General features: G+C 28.7%; 11 protein-coding genes and 3 pseudogenes. 1 reads left to right on the forward strand and 13 read right to left on the reverse strand.

Annotated features, from left to right (window positions below):
• Positions 1 to 106: 106 nt before the first annotated feature.
• The 13 genes and pseudogenes from HMPREF0216_RS14240 to gpr form a co-directional block, all read right to left on the reverse strand.
• Positions 107 to 1,108 carry an acyltransferase family protein gene (locus tag HMPREF0216_RS14240; protein WP_005215683.1) on the reverse strand — a complete coding sequence of 334 codons (1,002 nt, stop codon included), beginning with the start codon at positions 1,106 to 1,108 and terminating at the stop codon, positions 107 to 109.
• Between the two features lie 106 nt (positions 1,109 to 1,214).
• Complete coding sequence (locus HMPREF0216_RS14245) at positions 1,215 to 2,399, reverse strand: O-antigen ligase family protein (RefSeq protein WP_005215694.1); 1,185 nt, start codon at positions 2,397 to 2,399, stop codon at positions 1,215 to 1,217.
• A 529-nt stretch (positions 2,400 to 2,928) separates the two neighbouring features.
• Positions 2,929 to 3,585: a tRNA (guanosine(46)-N7)-methyltransferase TrmB gene (trmB, locus tag HMPREF0216_RS14250; RefSeq protein WP_040420098.1), complete on the reverse strand. Its 657-nt coding sequence runs from the start codon at positions 3,583 to 3,585 to the stop codon at positions 2,929 to 2,931.
• A 162-nt stretch (positions 3,586 to 3,747) separates the two neighbouring features.
• Positions 3,748 to 5,298: a nitrite/sulfite reductase gene (locus HMPREF0216_RS14255; RefSeq protein WP_005215703.1), complete on the reverse strand. Its 1,551-nt coding sequence runs from the start codon at positions 5,296 to 5,298 to the stop codon at positions 3,748 to 3,750.
• Between the two features lie 214 nt (positions 5,299 to 5,512).
• Positions 5,513 to 6,647 (reverse strand): annotated as a pseudogene (gene dnaJ / locus HMPREF0216_RS14260) (molecular chaperone DnaJ).
• Positions 6,648 to 6,767: 120 nt separating this feature from the next.
• A pseudogene (gene dnaK / locus HMPREF0216_RS14265) lies at positions 6,768 to 8,628 on the reverse strand (molecular chaperone DnaK).
• 51 nt (positions 8,629 to 8,679) lie between these two features.
• Positions 8,680 to 9,285 carry a nucleotide exchange factor GrpE gene (gene grpE, locus HMPREF0216_RS14270; RefSeq protein ID WP_005215712.1) on the reverse strand — a complete coding sequence of 202 codons (606 nt, stop codon included), beginning with the start codon at positions 9,283 to 9,285 and terminating at the stop codon, positions 8,680 to 8,682.
• Between the two features lie 25 nt (positions 9,286 to 9,310).
• Complete coding sequence (gene hrcA / locus HMPREF0216_RS14275; protein WP_040420100.1) at positions 9,311 to 10,339, reverse strand: heat-inducible transcriptional repressor HrcA; 1,029 nt, start codon at positions 10,337 to 10,339, stop codon at positions 9,311 to 9,313.
• Positions 10,340 to 10,556: 217 nt separating this feature from the next.
• Positions 10,557 to 11,687, reverse strand: a pseudogene (gene hemW, locus HMPREF0216_RS14280) (radical SAM family heme chaperone HemW).
• A 97-nt stretch (positions 11,688 to 11,784) separates the two neighbouring features.
• Positions 11,785 to 13,590 (reverse strand): translation elongation factor 4, encoded by a 1,806-nt coding sequence (gene lepA / locus HMPREF0216_RS14285; RefSeq protein WP_005215720.1) that lies wholly within the window; start codon positions 13,588 to 13,590, stop codon positions 11,785 to 11,787.
• Between the two features lie 97 nt (positions 13,591 to 13,687).
• Positions 13,688 to 14,131, reverse strand: coding sequence for a hypothetical protein (locus HMPREF0216_RS17220; RefSeq protein WP_005215722.1), 444 nt, complete (start codon positions 14,129 to 14,131; stop codon positions 13,688 to 13,690).
• A 63-nt stretch (positions 14,132 to 14,194) separates the two neighbouring features.
• Positions 14,195 to 15,283, reverse strand: coding sequence for a stage II sporulation protein P (locus HMPREF0216_RS14295; RefSeq protein WP_005215724.1), 1,089 nt, complete (start codon positions 15,281 to 15,283; stop codon positions 14,195 to 14,197).
• Between the two features lie 249 nt (positions 15,284 to 15,532).
• Entirely contained in the window at positions 15,533 to 16,507 is a 975-nt protein-coding gene (gene gpr / locus HMPREF0216_RS14300; protein ID WP_005215725.1) for a GPR endopeptidase, read from the reverse strand.
• Positions 16,508 to 16,681: 174 nt separating this feature from the next.
• On the opposite strand from gpr, the gene rpsT reads away from it, so the two are divergent.
• Entirely contained in the window at positions 16,682 to 16,945 is a 264-nt protein-coding gene (rpsT, locus tag HMPREF0216_RS14305) for a 30S ribosomal protein S20 (protein ID WP_005215727.1), read from the forward strand.
• The last annotated feature ends 49 nt before the right edge of the window (positions 16,946 to 16,994 follow it).

Genomic DNA, 16,994 nt, shown 5'->3' on the forward strand with positions numbered 1-16,994 from the left:
TTTCTTTGAATAATACTATATTTTATACTTATAATTATGTAAAGTCTATATTTATTCTATTAAATAATTTCCAATTTAATTATTTTACATTTTAATTATTATTATGTTAACTTCCTAAAAACATAATTCTTAATATCTTTATTTTCCTTATAAAATATACAGAAAAAGGTAATGATATTGAACCAATAATTAAGTTGCTAACAAAAAATATATTATAATTACTTATATTTAATATTTTAGTACACAATATCATAGATATAATTTGAAAAAACCAAGAAAATATATATATATCCATAGAATATTTTCCAAATATCTCAACAGTTGAAATAATCCCCTTACATTTCTTAACCTTTTCTATGATTAATAACATCATTAAACTTCCTACTAAACCACATAAAAACATATATAAATTAAATATAATTCTATTAATAACTATTCCCTTTGAAATTATTAAAGAATATATACCTAAGAATATAACACTTCCTATTATTATAATATTTTTATTATTAATATTTTTTAACTTTTTATCCTCATAGCACTTTCTCACATACATACCTATCAAATAATACACAATAAAGAAACTTATTCTATTTATAGCTAAAAAATATAAATCTCTAGGACCAAATATATTTATTATAATTGTAATAATTATTGATGCTTCTAATGATATCTTAGTTATAATAGGTGTTAATATAGATATAATCAATAATGCATATAAAAACCATAATGCTCCCATTGCACCTAATTCTGGATAAAAAATTGTAGTTTTAATAGATTCTATAAAACCATTAATCGTTATATTTCCACTTGCTATATTTAATGCAATATTAGTAATTAATGCTATAACTACATATGGTACTCCTAATTTTATTATTCTCTTTTTTAACAATAAAAAGTAATCATTTCTAAAATTAATATTTATACTTTTTACAGCTAAAAAACCCGATACAATAAAAAATAAAGGCATATGAAACGAATAAATAAATTGTACTACAATTTCATAAGAAAGTGGTCTTTTTAAAAATGTAGGTGTTGCTGCATGTCCAATAAACATTAATAGAATAGCAAGACCCTTAAGATAATTTGCTTCTTTTATATAATTCCCCATATTTCCTCCTTCTAATAAAATCTTTTAAATTATATCACTTTTACATTATTATTGTAAAATAAAAAATAGAGAACTTATAACTTTAAATAAGTTCTCTATTTAACATTTAAATAGCTATTCTATCTTCCCCATTTTTAGAAACTTTTCTAATTTTACATTTAACATTTATATTTTTTTTGCTAATATGCTTTTTACTAATTTTATTACAACTCAAATTATAAGTAATTGCACCTGTTGCTATAAATAAAATTCCCAATTGAGGTGCGTATAATGGACAATCAACAAGACCTTGAATTATTACCATTGTATTCAAAGATACTATTAAAGGCACCATTATATTTCTTGATTTATACAATTTGATTATATCTCTAAATAAATTATATTTAATATATATATATATTCCTAAAGCAACTACTCCCCCAGAAACTAAAAATGTAAGCCATAAATTATGAGAGTGTATAGCATTTCCATTACGATAATTATAATCTATTCCATGTTCTAAAGTGCCCAAAAATCCCCAACCTACAATAGGCTTTTCAGTAAACATTTTTATAGAACCAAGCCAAACATCATATCTTGAACTAAAAGATACTTTAATCTCTCCTATAGGTGTTACAGAACTCATCTTACTTTGAACCCAAAGGAATACTACCGCTACTATTGCAATACATAAAGTACCCAATAGTGTACTTTTAAAGTTTTTATCTTTTCTTAATAAATAATATATAAACAAAGATCCTATTAATGCTATAAATGCTCCTGATGATTCTGTTAGTATTAATGCTATTGCTATTAAAATCATTGCCACATTATAAATATCAAAATATTTTTTATTTGTTTTAACACTTTTTAAATAAATTGCAACTAACAACATACTAGCAAACCATCCACCAGCCATATTAGGATTACCAAAAGTACTAAAAACTCTATGATTAGGAAACCCCATTAAAATAAAGGCTAATTTTTCTATAATTGCTGTAATTGCTGTTAACATAGTTAGATAAACCAAAAGCTTTAAAGCGTTATTAATCCTGACCATTTTAATAAAATAATTTTGAAATAAAATACTTATTGCAAAATATAAAAATAATCCTATCGAAGCTAACAATGATAAAATGCTCTTATTTATTACCGCACTAAACACAGAATAACAAAACAATAAAAATAACCCAATACTCCAATAATTCTTTTCTATTTTCAATTTTTTCGCAAACAATAATTTTCCTGCATATATAGCTGGTATTACAGCTGTAAAAGGCGAAAAAACAATCATAATAATAAAAAATACCATATTTTACCACCATCATATATTATTTACACTATCTCAGTATAACTGTCTTAGTATACACATAACCTAATTATTATTCAATATTTTTAATTATAATTTTATCAAATTTAACATTTAAATTTTAATATATAATTAGTATTCCCCTATATATATTAACTTTATCTAATTAGATTTTCGTTTTCATTTGAAAATTTTGTAAATAATTTTATTATAATCAACTTATATATTAAATAAAATCTATAATTTAAAAAATATTAATTTTCTATTAATATTCAAATAACTTTCAACTACTCTTTATTTATTATAATTTTTTTGTATTTTGAAATAAAATTTATAATAAATATTTTTAGAAAGTCTAGCTTATATCTCCTATTGTTTCTAAAAATACTTTTTAAAATTTAGAAGAAAGTAAAAAAAGTGATGCTATAACTGGAATAAACATATGATAGTCCCTAGAATTTAATCTTTAGTGAAATCATATCAATTCTTTGAATGTTATATCATCACTTCTTTGTTAACTTTAGTTCTAAATTTAATTATATTGTGCTATTAGGAATTTTGTTTTAATTCCTTGTGCTGTAAACATATCTTCATGTTCGGTTGTAACATTTCCTTCAAAACCACTATCATGTAAATCATATGTAATATATTTAATTTCAAAATTACATTCTTTAAAATATTCAAGAGATTCTTCAAATAACTCATCATCATCTGTTTTAAACCAAATCTCTCCACCTTTTTTTAAGAACTTTTTATATTTTTCTAATTGTCTTGTATGTGTTAATCTTCTCTTTTTATGTCTATCCTTTGGCCAAGGATTGCAGAAGTTTATGTATATTCTTTCTATAACATCATTTTCATCTAACATTTCGTCGATTAATAATATTTCCTGGGACATAAGTGCAACATTATCTATTTCATGTCCTACTTTTTCATAAGCAGCTTCAATATTTCTTTTAGCTAAAACTAAAACTTCATCTTTTATATCTACTGTAATATAATTTATATCTGGATTTTCAGAACCATGGACAGCCATAAACGTTCCTTTTCCACAACCTAATTCCATATACATAGGCTTATCATTTCCAAAGAACTCTTTCCATCTTCCTTTATACTCACTTGGCTTTTGTATAAAAAATTCACATGCTTCTAATTCAGGTCTAGCCCAAGGCTTTCTTCTCATTCTCATATATCGTTCACTCCAAATCATTTCTTTAAGTTCATAGATTAATTATACAGATTATTTTTTTTATTTCAACTACATAGAAATTTTAAAAATAATATAAAGCATGCTGATTTATTTTTAACAATTCAGCATGCCTTATATAAAAAACTATTTAAAAATTATTTACTAACAATTATATTTACTTACTAAAGCTTTAAAATCTTCTTTATTACTAATAATATAATCTTCGAATTTTATATTAGAATTATTTAATATATTAGCTAATTCACATATAAATTTAGGGATATCTCTTCTTAAAATATCACCATAAACTTCTCCTAGTCTAGCTTTACCTTCTACAAAGCTACCATTAGCATGAAGTTCATATGCCTCTTCTACTACATCGTTAACTCTCTTTTTCTTTCCTGTTAATCCTATTTCTCCAATTTGATGAACTCCACAAGAGTTACCACAACCTGAGAAATATAATCTTGGCAATAAATCTAATTTAGAAACATTTTCTTTTACATAGTTCAGTGTTTCTTTTAAAGCTTCTTGACTTTCAGCTATACCCATTTGACAAGTTGGAACACCTATACAAGATACACTATATTCAAATGATGTTCTTCCACACATAGAATTTGTTAACTCTAAAAGTTCTTCAGCTTCTTTCCCATTTAAGTTTCTAAAATAAACACCTTCAGTCATTGATAATCTTATTTCTGGATCATCAAATTTTTCTAACATTTCTCTAATAGATTTTAAATCACTTAGTTTAATTTGTCCTCCAACTGGATGTAAATAAACGCTATATAATCCATCCTGCTTTTGAGCAATTAATCTTTCATCTTCTACATTTGCTTTTATACCACTCTTATTATATTCTTTGGCGTTACAATTTAAATCTAATCCACCTTCACTCTTAACTTCATCTACAAACTTCTTATAAGCTGCAATAAAGCCTTCTTCTCCAAGCTTTTCAACAATATATCTTATACGAGCTTTAGCTTTATTTTCGTAATTTCCTTCAGCTTTAAATAATCTAACCATAGCTTCAACATAATATAATACTTCACTTGGCTTTATAAGTTCTGGATAAACTAAAGCAAGTCTTGGATTTCTTCCTAATCCTCCACCTACGTAAACTCTAAATAAATTTTCTCCATTTTCATTTACAGCTAAGAATCCTAAATCTTGTATTGTACAATGTGCAGTATCATTTTCTCCATTTGAGAATGAAACTTTAAGCTTTCTTGGTAACTTATAAGTTGTTATTCTCTCCATAAAGTATTCACCTGTTGCTAATGCATATGGTGTTGGATCAAAAGCTTCATCTTTATCAACTCCAGATAAAGGTGATAAAGCAACATTTCTTGGGAAGTTACCACCTGCACCTCTTGTATATATATCATTTTCTAAAGCTTCTTTCATTAAATTACATATATCATCTATTGATAAACCATGATATTGAATTGCTTGACGAGTAGTAAAATGTAAGCCACCTAGCTTATATTTTTCAGCCCATTCATTAATTAATCCTAATTGTGGCATTGTTATTATACCTGATGGTATTCTAAGTCTAATCATAAACTCTTTTCCACCACGATGTGCATATACACCCATTCCACCAGAAGCGTGTTTAAAATCCATAACAGACATTTCTCCATTAGCAAATTTATGCCCCACACTTCTAAACTCTTCTATTTCTGGCATTAGAACTTCTTTTAAATTCCCCATAATTTCACCTCAAAATTCATTACTATTTTTAATATTCCTAATCTATTATACAAATATGTAGATTTTTACTCAAAGTTTTTTTACCAATTTATTCATTTAAATATTTTATAAATACCATAAATAAACTTAATAATTAAGTTTACACACATTAAAAAAAGCTGGTATAACTGCAGTAAATATAAAAAGCTATGCAAATTTGCATAGCTTTTAAATATTATTTAAAAATATCCTTAAATCCTTTTTTCTTGTGAGTTATTTCACCATCAACACTTTCTCCACAAGCTTCCATGAATGCTTCTAAAGCTTCTTTTTGCTTACTAGTTAAAGTCTTAGGAATATCAACAATAACTTTTACATATTGATCTCCTCTAGCTGATGAATGAACCTTTGGAACTCCTTTACCTTTTAATCTAAACATAGTTCCTGATTGAGTACCTGCCGGTATTGTATATTTAACATCCCCATCTACTGTAGGAACTGTTATTTCTACACCTAAAGCAGCTTTTCCCATAGAAATATGAGTATCTATATAGATATCATTACCTCTTCTATCAAAGTGTTTAGATTTAGCAACATTAATTCTAACATATAAATCACCTGGAGGTCCATCGTTAGAACCATGTTCCCCTTGCCCTCTAAGTGGCATTACATTTCCTGTATCAACCCCTGCTGGCACATTAATTGTGATTTTTCTAGTCTTTCTAGTTTTTCCTCTTCCTGAACAACTTGAACATGGACTATCCACTACTGTACCTTTTCCACCACATGTGCTACAAGTAGAAGTGCTTACAAAACTTCCAAGTGGAGTTTGTCTTTGAACTCTAACTTGCCCGCTTCCATTACAAGTTGGACATGTCTTTGGAGAAGTTCCTGGTTTAGCTCCACTACCATGACATTCTTCACAATTTTCATTTCTATTTATAGTAATTTCTTTTTCAACACCAAAGATAGCTTCTTCAAAAGTTAAATTTAAAGTATATTCTATATCAGCACCTTTAACCGGCCCATTTCTTCTTCTTGAAGAACCACCGCCTCCGCCAAAGAAGCTTTCAAATATATCTCCAAATCCTCCCATATCACCAAAATCAAAGCCACCAAATCCACCTGAACCAAATCCACTTCCATCAAAGTCAACAGTACCATATTGGTCATATCTTGCTTTCTTCTCTGGATCAGAAAGCACTTGATATGCTTCATTTATATCTTTAAACTTTTCTTCTGCTTCCTTATTTCCTTGATTTTTATCAGGATGGTATTTAATAAGCTAGCTTTCTAAAGGCTCTTTTTATCTCATCATCACTTGCTCCTTTTTCAAGGCCAAGAGTTGCATAATAGTCTTTATTTGCCATCTATGTGGTCACCACCTTATTTATAATTTACTCAATTTATCTTATCATTTATATATTTTTTAGTAAACACCTAAACTTTTAAAAAGGGAAGACGACTCTTGTCTTCCCTCTTAATTATTATTATTTATCTTCTTTAACTTCAAAGTCAGCATCTACTACATTATCATCATGATGAGTTGCTCCTTGATTTGCTCCACCCATGTTGTTTGGATCAAATCCTGCACCTTGAGCACCTTGAGCTCCTTGAGCATCAGCATACATCTTTGAAGATATAGCATAGAACTCTTGAGTTAACTCTTCTGTAGCTTTCTTAATTGCCTCTAAATCTTCTCCGTCTTTAACAGCTTTTAAAGCATCTAATTTAGCAGTTATTTTAGCTTTGTCATCTGCAGAAATCTTGTCACCAAGCTCTTCTAATTGCTTTTCAGTTTGGTAAACTAATTGATCTGCATTATTCTTAGTTTCTATTGATTCTTTTCTCTTCTTATCTTCTGCTGCAAATTTTTCAGCTTCTTTTACTGCTCTATCTACTTCTTCATCTGAAAGGTTAGTTGATGCAGTAATTGTGATATTTGCTTCCTTACCAGTTCCGTTTATCCATAGCTGAAACTTTAACAATACCATTAGCATCTATATCAAAAGTAACTTCAATTTGTGGAATTCCTCTTGGAGCTGGAGCAATACCTGATAGAGTAAATCTACCTAAAGTCTTGTTATCAGCAGCCATTTGTCTTTCACCTTGAACAACGTGAATTTCAACTGATGTTTGACCATCTGCTGCAGTTGAGAATATTTGACTCTTCTTAGCTGGTATAGTTGTATTTCTTTCTATTAATGGAGTAGCAATACCACCCATTGTTTCAATTCCTAATGTTAATGGAGTAACATCTAGTAATAATACATCTTTAACTTCTCCAGTTAAAACACCTGCTTGAATTGCAGCACCCATAGCTACGCATTCATCTGGGTTAACTCCTTTTGAAGGTTCTTTTCCTGTAAAGTTCTTAACAGCTTCTTGTACTGCAGGTATTCTTGTTGAACCACCAACTAATATAACTTTATCAATTTGGCTAATTGAAAGTCCAGCATCGCTTAATGCTTTCTTCATTGGTTCTATTGATCTTTGAACTAAATCATGAGTTAATTCATTAAATTTAGCTCTAGTTAAGTTCATATCAATGTGTTTTGGACCAGTTGCATCTGCAGTGATGAATGGTAAGTTAATATTTGTTTGCATTGATGATGATAATTCTATTTTAGCTTTTTCTGCAGCTTCTTTTAATCTTTGAACTGCACTCTTATCATTTCTTAAATCTATTCCATATTGTGATTTAAAATCATTTGCTATATAATCTATAATCTTTTGGTCAAAGTCATCTCCACCTAAGTGAGTATCTCCATTAGTTGATAATACTTCGAATACTCCATCTCCTAATTCAAGAATAGATACGTCGAATGTACCTCCACCTAAGTCATAAACGAATATTTTTTCACTGTGGTCAGTCTTATCTAATCCATAAGCTAATGAAGCTGCAGTTGGTTCGTTTATTATTCTTAATACTTCTAATCCTGCTATTCTACCAGCATCTTTTGTTGCTTGTCTTTCGGCATCATTAAAGTAAGCTGGAACTGTAATAACTGCTTGGTTTACAGTTTCTCCTAAGTAAGCTTCTGCATCTGCTTTAATTTTTTGAAGTATCATTGCTGATATTTCTTGTGGTGAATAAACTTTATCATCTACATGAGTTTTATGGTCTGTTCCCATTTCTCTTTTTATTGAAATTATTGTATGTTCTGGATTTGTAATCGCTTGTCTTTTAGCAATTTGTCCAACCAATCTTTCTCCATTTGCTTGGAAAGAAACAACTGAAGGAGTAGTTCTAGCACCTTCTGAGTTAGTGATAACTACTGGTTCTCCACCTTCCATAACAGCTACACATGAATTTGTAGTACCTAAATCAATACCTATAATTTTTCCCATAATTTTTTCCTCCTCGAAATTACATATCTATTTAAAGATTTTCCTTAATTACTATTTTGCTACTGTAACCATTGAATATCTGATTACTTTTTCGCCTCTTTTATATCCTTTTTGATATACTTGAGCAACATCATTGCTATTTAAATTTTCATCTTCAACAACAGAAATTGCTTGATGTAAATTTGGATCAAATCCATTAGTTGTATCAATTTCTTCAACACCTAATTTATCTAAAGAGTTTAAGAAACCTTTTATAGTCATCTCAACACCCTTTTTAAGATCATCTACATTTCCATCTACAGCTAAAGCTCTTTCTAAATTATCAGCTACAGGAAGCATTTCCTTTAATACATCAGTACATGCATCAGTATATATTCCTTCTTTTTCTTTAGCTGTTCTTTTTCTATAATTGTCATACTCAGCTGTTAATCTAAGTAATCTATCTTTTAATGTTTCTAATTCATTAGAAAGCTTTTTATTTTCTTCTTTTAAATTTCTAATCATTGATAAATCATCTGATCCAGTGTTTTCTGAATTTTCTTCTTCTACTTCTTCATTTTCCGTAGACTCAGCAGTTTCTCCTACTGTTTCAGTTTCTTCTACTGTTTCAGCTTTTTCTAATATTTCTTCATCTTTTAATTCTTTGTTTTCTTCCATCCTTACACACCTCATCTCTTTTCATTCAATACTCTTGGTCCTGAAGACTTTTATTTAACTCCTTTATCACTTGTGCCATAATTGAGACTACTTTAGAATAATTAATTCTCTGTGGACCTATTAGTCCAATACTGCCAATTGGTCTTCCACCTAAAGAATACTCTGCTGTAATTACCGAGCAATCTTTTGCTTCAGGTATATAATTTTCATCACCAATTTTAATAGACATATCACCACTAGTTTCAAGTAACTCTATAACACAATCCTTATTGCTTATTAATTGAAGTACCTCTTTTGCCTTTTCAATATCGTTGTATTCTGGATAATTAAAAAGATTTGTTGTTCCTTCAACCACTAACTCTGATTTGGAGTTATTGTTTAAACTTTCATATAAAGCTGGAAGCATTGCATTAAATAAATCATCAAATCCTACTAATTCATTTTTTAGTCCATTAATAACCTCTAAGTTAATAGCTTCAATAGTTAAATTTTTAAGTTTACTATTTAATACTTCATTAATTCTACTTAGCTCATCATTACTTGGGGCATTTTTAACCTTGATTCTATGATTTTTTATAACTCCACTATCTGTTACAATTACTGAAATTAAATTTGTCTCATCAATTTTAATTAATTGAAGTGATTTTATATAACTTCTTTTCATTGATGGAGTTTGAACTATACATGTTAAATTTGTTAATTCCGATAATAAAACACAAGCTTCTTTTAAAATTGTATCAACTTCTTGCATAGCTGAGTTAATTAAATATTCTTTAATTCTAAGCTCTTCATCCTTACTTAACTTTTGTGTTTCCATTAGTTTATCAACATATAACCTATAGCCCTTACTAGATGGTATTCTTCCTGCTGATGTATGAGGCTGTTCTAAGTACCCCATTTCCTCTAAATCTGCCATTTCATTTCTTATAGTCGCAGATCCTACACCTAAATCATACTTTTTAGCTATTGTTCTAGATCCTACAGGTTCTCCCGTTACTATATAGTCATTAATAATGGCTTGAAGTATTTTTATTTTCCTTTCATCAATAGCCATCTCATCACCTCTATTTGTTAGCACTCATTTAAGTCGAGTGCTAATGACTACAATATCAATATATTCTTATTTGTTTTTTTTGTCAATTTCATATTTCTTTAAATTTTCAATTATTTTTTTGTATAATTTAGTTTTTTCTAAGTTTTCTCTTTCCATCTCTAAATTACTCCTTTTTTCTTAGCTTTTTAAATAGTCAACTATACAACCATTGAATTATCTATTTATCTAATATGAAATCAGACATAACAATATTAGATAATTCAATTCCTTTTGAAGTTAAATACATAAAATCATCTTTTACAACTAAAAGACCTTCTCTTATATTTTTCTCAATGACATGCTCATATATACTGTTTATATCTACACCAAATTTTTTATTAAATTTAGATAAACTTATCCCTGAAAGCATTCTTAATCCCATAAAAATAAATTCTTCTATTTCATCTTCTCTTGAATTTTTATGTTTTTCCATAACTACATTATCATTATTCTCTACTCTTTTTATATATTCATTCATATTATCTATATTAACCAATCTATATCCATCAATATAAGAACTACTTGCTAATCCTACACCAATATATTCACCTAAACTCCAATATACCTTATTGTGTTCACATTCTTTTTCAGGCAAAGCAAAATTAGAAATTTCATATTGGTGATATCCATACTTTTTTAATATATCTTTCGTCATTTTATCCATAATTCTTTCATCATCTTCTGACGGTATTTCTAATTTATTTTTTTCGTATAAAGAGTAAAATGCTGTACCTTCTTCAATAATTAAACTATATGCTGATATATGCTCTGGTTTTAACTCACATATTTTTTCCAATGTATATTTCCATATTTCTATTGTTAAATTTGGCAAACCATACATTAAATCTACATTTATGTTAGTAAACCCTATTTTTCTAGCTAATTTATAATTCTCTAAAAATTCATTAAAGGTATGTATACGACCAATTCTCTTAAGCAATTTATCATCACAAGATTGGAGTCCAAAACTTAATCTATTTACGCCATAATTTTTCATAAGCATTAATTTTTCTTCATTTACTGTTCCTGGATTGCATTCTATTGAATATTCTACGTTTTCCGATAAATTTAATTTTTCAACAGAACTAAGTCACTTTTCTAATTCTTTTACTTCAAGATGCGAATGCGTTCCTCCACCAATAAATATAGTTTTAATAATATAATTTGAACATTTACTTTCAATTTCTTTGACTAATGCATTTATGTAATCCTCTCTAAACTTTTCTCTCCCTGCAAAGGTAGGAAAATCACAATAAAAACATCTTTGTTTACAAAATGGTATATGTATATATAAGCTAATTTCTTTCATTATTTTCTCCTCCAAACTATGTAATAATTTACTTAATAATATCTTCGATTATGAAAAAAGACATTGCTATTGCAATGTCTTTTCATTAACACATTTATTAGTCTACTTTAAGTACAGCCATGAATGCTTCTTGTGGTACTTCTACAGATCCCACTTGTCTCATTCTCTTCTTACCTTCTTTTTGTTTTTCAAGAAGTTTCTTCTTTCTTGAAATATCTCCACCATAACATTTAGCAAGTACGTCTTTTCTCATAGCCTTAACAGTTTCTCTTGCTATAACTTTAGAACCTATGGCAGCTTGAATTGGAACTTCAAACATTTGTCTTGGAATTATTTCTTTAAGCTTTTCAGCTATTCCCCTTCCTTTATGGTAAGCTCTTTCCTTTGGAACTATCATTGATAATGCATCGACTATATCTCCATTTAATAATATATCAAGCTTAACAAGTTCTGTCTTCATATATCCTTTAAATTCGTAGTCAAATGATGCATACCCTCTAGTTCTTGATTTTAATGTATCAAAGAAATCATAAACAATTTCATTTAACGGCATATCGTAATTTATAGATACTCTTGTTGTTTCAAGATATTCCATATCTATGAATGTTCCTCTTCTTTCTTGACATAAATCCATTATTGCACCAACATAATCTGTTGGAGAAATTATAGATGCTCTAACAACTGGTTCTTCCATATAATCTATTTCTGTTGGTTCTGGTAAGTTTGTTGGATTAGTTAAATCTAAAACTTCTCCATTAGTCTTAGCTACCTTATACACAACCGAAGGAGCTGTTGTTATAATATCTAAATTAAATTCTCTTTCTATTCTTTCTTGAATTATTTCCATGTGAAGTAATCCTAAGAATCCACATCTGAAACCAAATCCTAATGCTATAGAAGTTTCTGGCTCAAAATCTAGAGCTGCATCATTTATTTGTAACTTTTCTAAAGCTTCTTTTAATTCATCATATTTAGCACCATCTACTGGATAAATCCCTGAGTAAACCATAGGTACAGCTTTCTTATATCCTGGTAATGCATGTTCAGTTGGTCTATTTGCTTCCGTTATAGTATCACCAACTCTAGCATCAGCAACATTTTTAATAGATGCAGTTATATATCCAACGTCTCCAGCCATAAGTTCATTAACAGGTAAGAACTTAGGAGTAAATACCCCTACTTCTGTTACATCATATACTTTATTAGTTGCCATTAACTTTATTTTAGTTCCTGGCTTAACTTTTCCGTCCATAATTCTTACATAACATACAACACCTTTGTAGCTATCATAATATGAATCAAATATTAAAGCTTTAAGTGGAGCTTCTTCATCTCCATTTGGAGCTGGTACTTTTTCCACTATAGTTTCTAAAACATCCTCAACATTTAATCCTGTTTTAGCTGATATCATAGGTGCATCATGTGCTTCTATACCTATAACATCTTCGATTTCTTGCTTCACTTCATCTGGTCTTGCAGATGCTAAATCTACCTTATTAATTACTGGTGCAATTTCTAAATCATTATCTAATGCTAAATAACAATTTGCCAAAGTTTGAGCTTGAATACCTTGTGTTGCATCAACTACTAGTACAGCACCTTCACAAGCAGCTAAACTTCTTGAAACTTCATATGTAAAGTCTACGTGTCCTGGTGTATCTATTAAGTTTAAAATATACTCTTCACCATCAGCACGTCTATACACAAGTCTTGCAGCTTGAGATTTTATTGTAATACCTCTTTCTCTTTCTAGTTCCATGTTATCTAAAACTTGCTCTTCCATTTCTCTTTGAGTAAGAGTCCCTGTAATTTCTAATAATCTATCCGCTAGGGTTGACTTACCGTGGTCTATATGTGCTACTATTGAAAAGTTTCTAATCTTTGATTGTCTATTACTTTGCATATATCTTAACTGCTAATCTTTTAAGCAGCTTCTTCACCCCCATATTGTTAAATCAAACTAAATTATAACATAGAGTATAGAGTAGGTGTCAAGAATATTAATTTCCTTGATAATTCTCAATAAAATCATCTACAGTATTATCCAAATCATAACTATCTACGCTATTACTATTATCGTTATTATTTTTTCTTTTTTCATTAAATTTATCCTTTATATTAGATACCGTTTTTTCAATATAATTAAAAACTGGTTTTAATTTTTTTAAAAATATATTATCCATTGTTAAATTAATTTCTTTATTAAAAACTTTTACCATTGCCAAATTATCATTTTCTTCTCCAGTATAAATTTTAATTGCACTCTTATCCATTATAAATTCTTGAAAATCCTCACCAAATTCTTCACTTACTAAATTAAAATTATCATCACTATTACCTAAAGGTGATAATGATTTAGTATTAATTATATTAATCTTAATTGCTCCTATAGCAACTAAAATCAATAATACCATAGGTATAATATACTTCTTAAAAATGGTCATAAAAAGACACCCCCTAGTGTTTAACTATAAGGATGCTCATTTTTTATTTTTTTATTCAATTTTTTATCTATTTAAATACTCTGCTATTATTCTTGCTAAATATTTAGCACTTAGCTTAGATTCTTGAGCAGTATTTTTATCAGCTCCAAATTCTGTTAAGATACATGCAGGGCTTAAATTTTGATTAAAATCATTAGAACCACTTGGATATTCCATTAATTTTTCATCTCTTAAAAAAGTAGGAAATAATGTATCTGCAATTGTAATTAAAGAATTTACTGTTTCCATCATTTCATTGTAATATGGTGATGTTTGCGATGTAACAAACTCTACTCTTGCCAAACTTTGTCCATTAATTTCAGTTGTAGTCCTATCTTTATCTGGTCCTCCATCCCTATGCAAATCTATTATAAGTTTGAGATTAGGAAATTGCTCTAAATAACTTTCAACTGTTACTTGGGATCTAAAGTATGAATCTGCATATGGTGCTATATCATGTATTGTTTTATCATGTATAACTGATATTCCATATCCCTCTTGTAATTCCTGTGCTAATACATTACCAACTCCAACTACTGTAAAATCTTCTTCCGAACTATCAGCTCCTACATCTATATATCCTTCATGAGTATGAGTATGATATATTAATACCTCAACATTATTAGGATCTAATGTTTTCTTTAAACTTGGGTCATAAGCAGCACTAACACTATTTAATTCTGCGATGTCTTCATCAGTCATTCTAACTATACTCTCTTCTTTAACTTCATAAGGTGTGAATATATTAAATCTACTGTTTGTATTATTACTAACTGTAACAGTTTCTTTAAGGGGATTTTTGAAATATGCAATCTCATTACCTATTATTCCATACGTTGTTATATTATTTAATCCTAGGGCTTCTACTAACACTCTTTTCAAATCTACTGTATTTTCTCTATAAGCTGATTCATCATAGATTTGTGTTTCAACAATAGGCATTGAGTAATTAAGCAACTGTACATAGGCTAATCCTCCACGCTCTCTATAATTATTAACTATCCCTACAGCCCTTACTATAACTACAACTATAATTAATATTAATAAAATATATCCTACACTAAATTGTTTCTTCTTTTTAGTATTTTTATTATCACCATTAACCCACTGCATTATATATATCCCTCCTCACTCTTTATATATATGGGAGGTTTTACATAATTATTAATACTTTTTCTAAATTAAATTTCAAGCAAACATATTGCTAAAAATTCATCATATCCAATTAAGAAACCATTATACTTACATTAAGAATGTAGCTATAATTTATAATAAAATATTAATCAAAAAAGTTTTTATTCCCAATAATTAATCTTAAAATAAAAAAGCACTTAAATTTTATATAAGTGCTTTTTTATTTAACTAATTCATAAATTTATTTATCTCCTCCATATCCATATTGGGTTGTACTGCTATATTAATTCCATTTGCAATTATTTTTGATAGTGAATCTATAACTTGATCTACATCTTTTGGAGTTACCATCAGTTCTCCAAAGAAAGGATTTAATATTTCTCTTATAAGCATATTTTTTTCATTTCTATCCACACTCTTTAACATATTATAAAATTCTTTTCCACTTTCAGCTTTATTTGAAAGATCATCTAATAATAAGTCCATAGTATCATTAGCAATTGTTGCTGCATCAACAACTGTAGGAACACCAACGGCTATTACTTTAACACCTAAACTTTCTTCATTTATTTGCATTCTATGATTTCCAACACCAGCACCTGGTGAAATTCCTGTATCACCTATTTGAATAGTTCTATTAACTCTTTCTAGCTTTCTTGAACCTAAAGCATCAACGCAAATAACTAAGTCTGGTTTAATCCTATCAACTAAAGATTTTATTACTTCACCTGTCTCAATTCCTGTTATTCCAAGTACACCCGGTGCTATTGCACAAACAGGTCTTACAGATTCATCTATAACATCTGGCATAACTTCTTTTAAATGTCTTGTTATCATAATTTTTTCTGCTACCTTTGGTCCTAATGCATCTGGTGTTACATTCCAGTTACCAAGTCCTACTACTAACACCAATTTGTCTGCACTAATATCTACAAGTTTTTTTAATACTTTACCTACAGTTAATGATACATTATCCATAGTTTCACCATCATATGCTGTAAATTCCGGAAAATCTATAGTTATATAATGCCCCTTTGGTTTTCCAAGCTCTTTACCTGCTTCATCACTTTCTATTGTAACTGTAGTAATTTTTGCCTCTCCATCCATTTCTTCATCAACTTTAACCCCATCAAGTTCTCTTTTATTTTCTTCCGTATATGCCTGTTTTGCTTCAATTGCAAGGTCTGTTCTAACACTTATCATAACTTTCCTCCTAAAAATATTTACTAATCAAATTTATTTTCCCAAATAAGTTTTAATTTCATACTTGAACTTAAAAACTTTAGGTGTTATAATATGATTTGTTGAAAATGAACTCGTACGCAGATTTCCCCAAAAACTGCAGAGGCCCTATAAAATATCAAGGGGGTGAATTGAATGGCAAATATTAAATCAGCAAAGAAAAGAATTAAAGTTACTGAAAAGAAAACTTTACAAAACAGAATGGTTAAATCAGCATTAAAAACTGCTATAAAGAAGTTTGAAGCTGCTGTAGCTGCTAACAACGTTGAAGAAGCTAAAGCTTTATTCGTTAAAGCTTCTAAGTCTTTAGACATGGCTGCTCAAAAAGGAACTGTTCATAAGAACATGGCTGCTAGAAAGAAATCAAGATTAGCTGCAAAATTAAACGCTATGGCGTAATAAATAAGAAGCCGGTGAATTTTTCACCGGCTATTATTTTACCTTAATT

It is taken from the genome of Clostridium celatum DSM 1785 (assembly GCF_000320405.1).
Taxonomy (GTDB): domain Bacteria; phylum Bacillota; class Clostridia; order Clostridiales; family Clostridiaceae; genus Clostridium; species Clostridium celatum.

Coding starts and splice junctions, on each gene's coding strand:
- grpE (WP_005215712.1), bottom strand. CDS start 9,285: ATGGAAGAAAACAAAGAATTAAAAGATGAAGAAATATTAGAAAAAGCT.
- lepA (WP_005215720.1), bottom strand. CDS start 13,590: ATGCAAAGTAATAGACAATCAAAGATTAGAAACTTTTCAATAGTAGCA.
- rpsT (WP_005215727.1), top strand. CDS start 16,682: ATGGCAAATATTAAATCAGCAAAGAAAAGAATTAAAGTTACTGAAAAG.
- HMPREF0216_RS14295 (WP_005215724.1), bottom strand. CDS start 15,283: ATGCAGTGGGTTAATGGTGATAATAAAAATACTAAAAAGAAGAAACAA.
- hrcA (WP_040420100.1), bottom strand. CDS start 10,339: ATGGCTATTGATGAAAGGAAAATAAAAATACTTCAAGCCATTATTAAT.
- HMPREF0216_RS14240 (WP_005215683.1), bottom strand. CDS start 1,108: ATGGGGAATTATATAAAAGAAGCAAATTATCTTAAGGGTCTTGCTATT.
- HMPREF0216_RS14255 (WP_005215703.1), bottom strand. CDS start 5,298: ATGGGGAATTTAAAAGAAGTTCTAATGCCAGAAATAGAAGAGTTTAGA.
- HMPREF0216_RS14245 (WP_005215694.1), bottom strand. CDS start 2,399: ATGGTATTTTTTATTATTATGATTGTTTTTTCGCCTTTTACAGCTGTA.
- HMPREF0216_RS17220 (WP_005215722.1), bottom strand. CDS start 14,131: ATGACCATTTTTAAGAAGTATATTATACCTATGGTATTATTGATTTTA.
- trmB (WP_040420098.1), bottom strand. CDS start 3,585: ATGAGAATGAGAAGAAAGCCTTGGGCTAGACCTGAATTAGAAGCATGT.
- gpr (WP_005215725.1), bottom strand. CDS start 16,507: ATGATAAGTGTTAGAACAGACCTTGCAATTGAAGCAAAACAGGCATAT.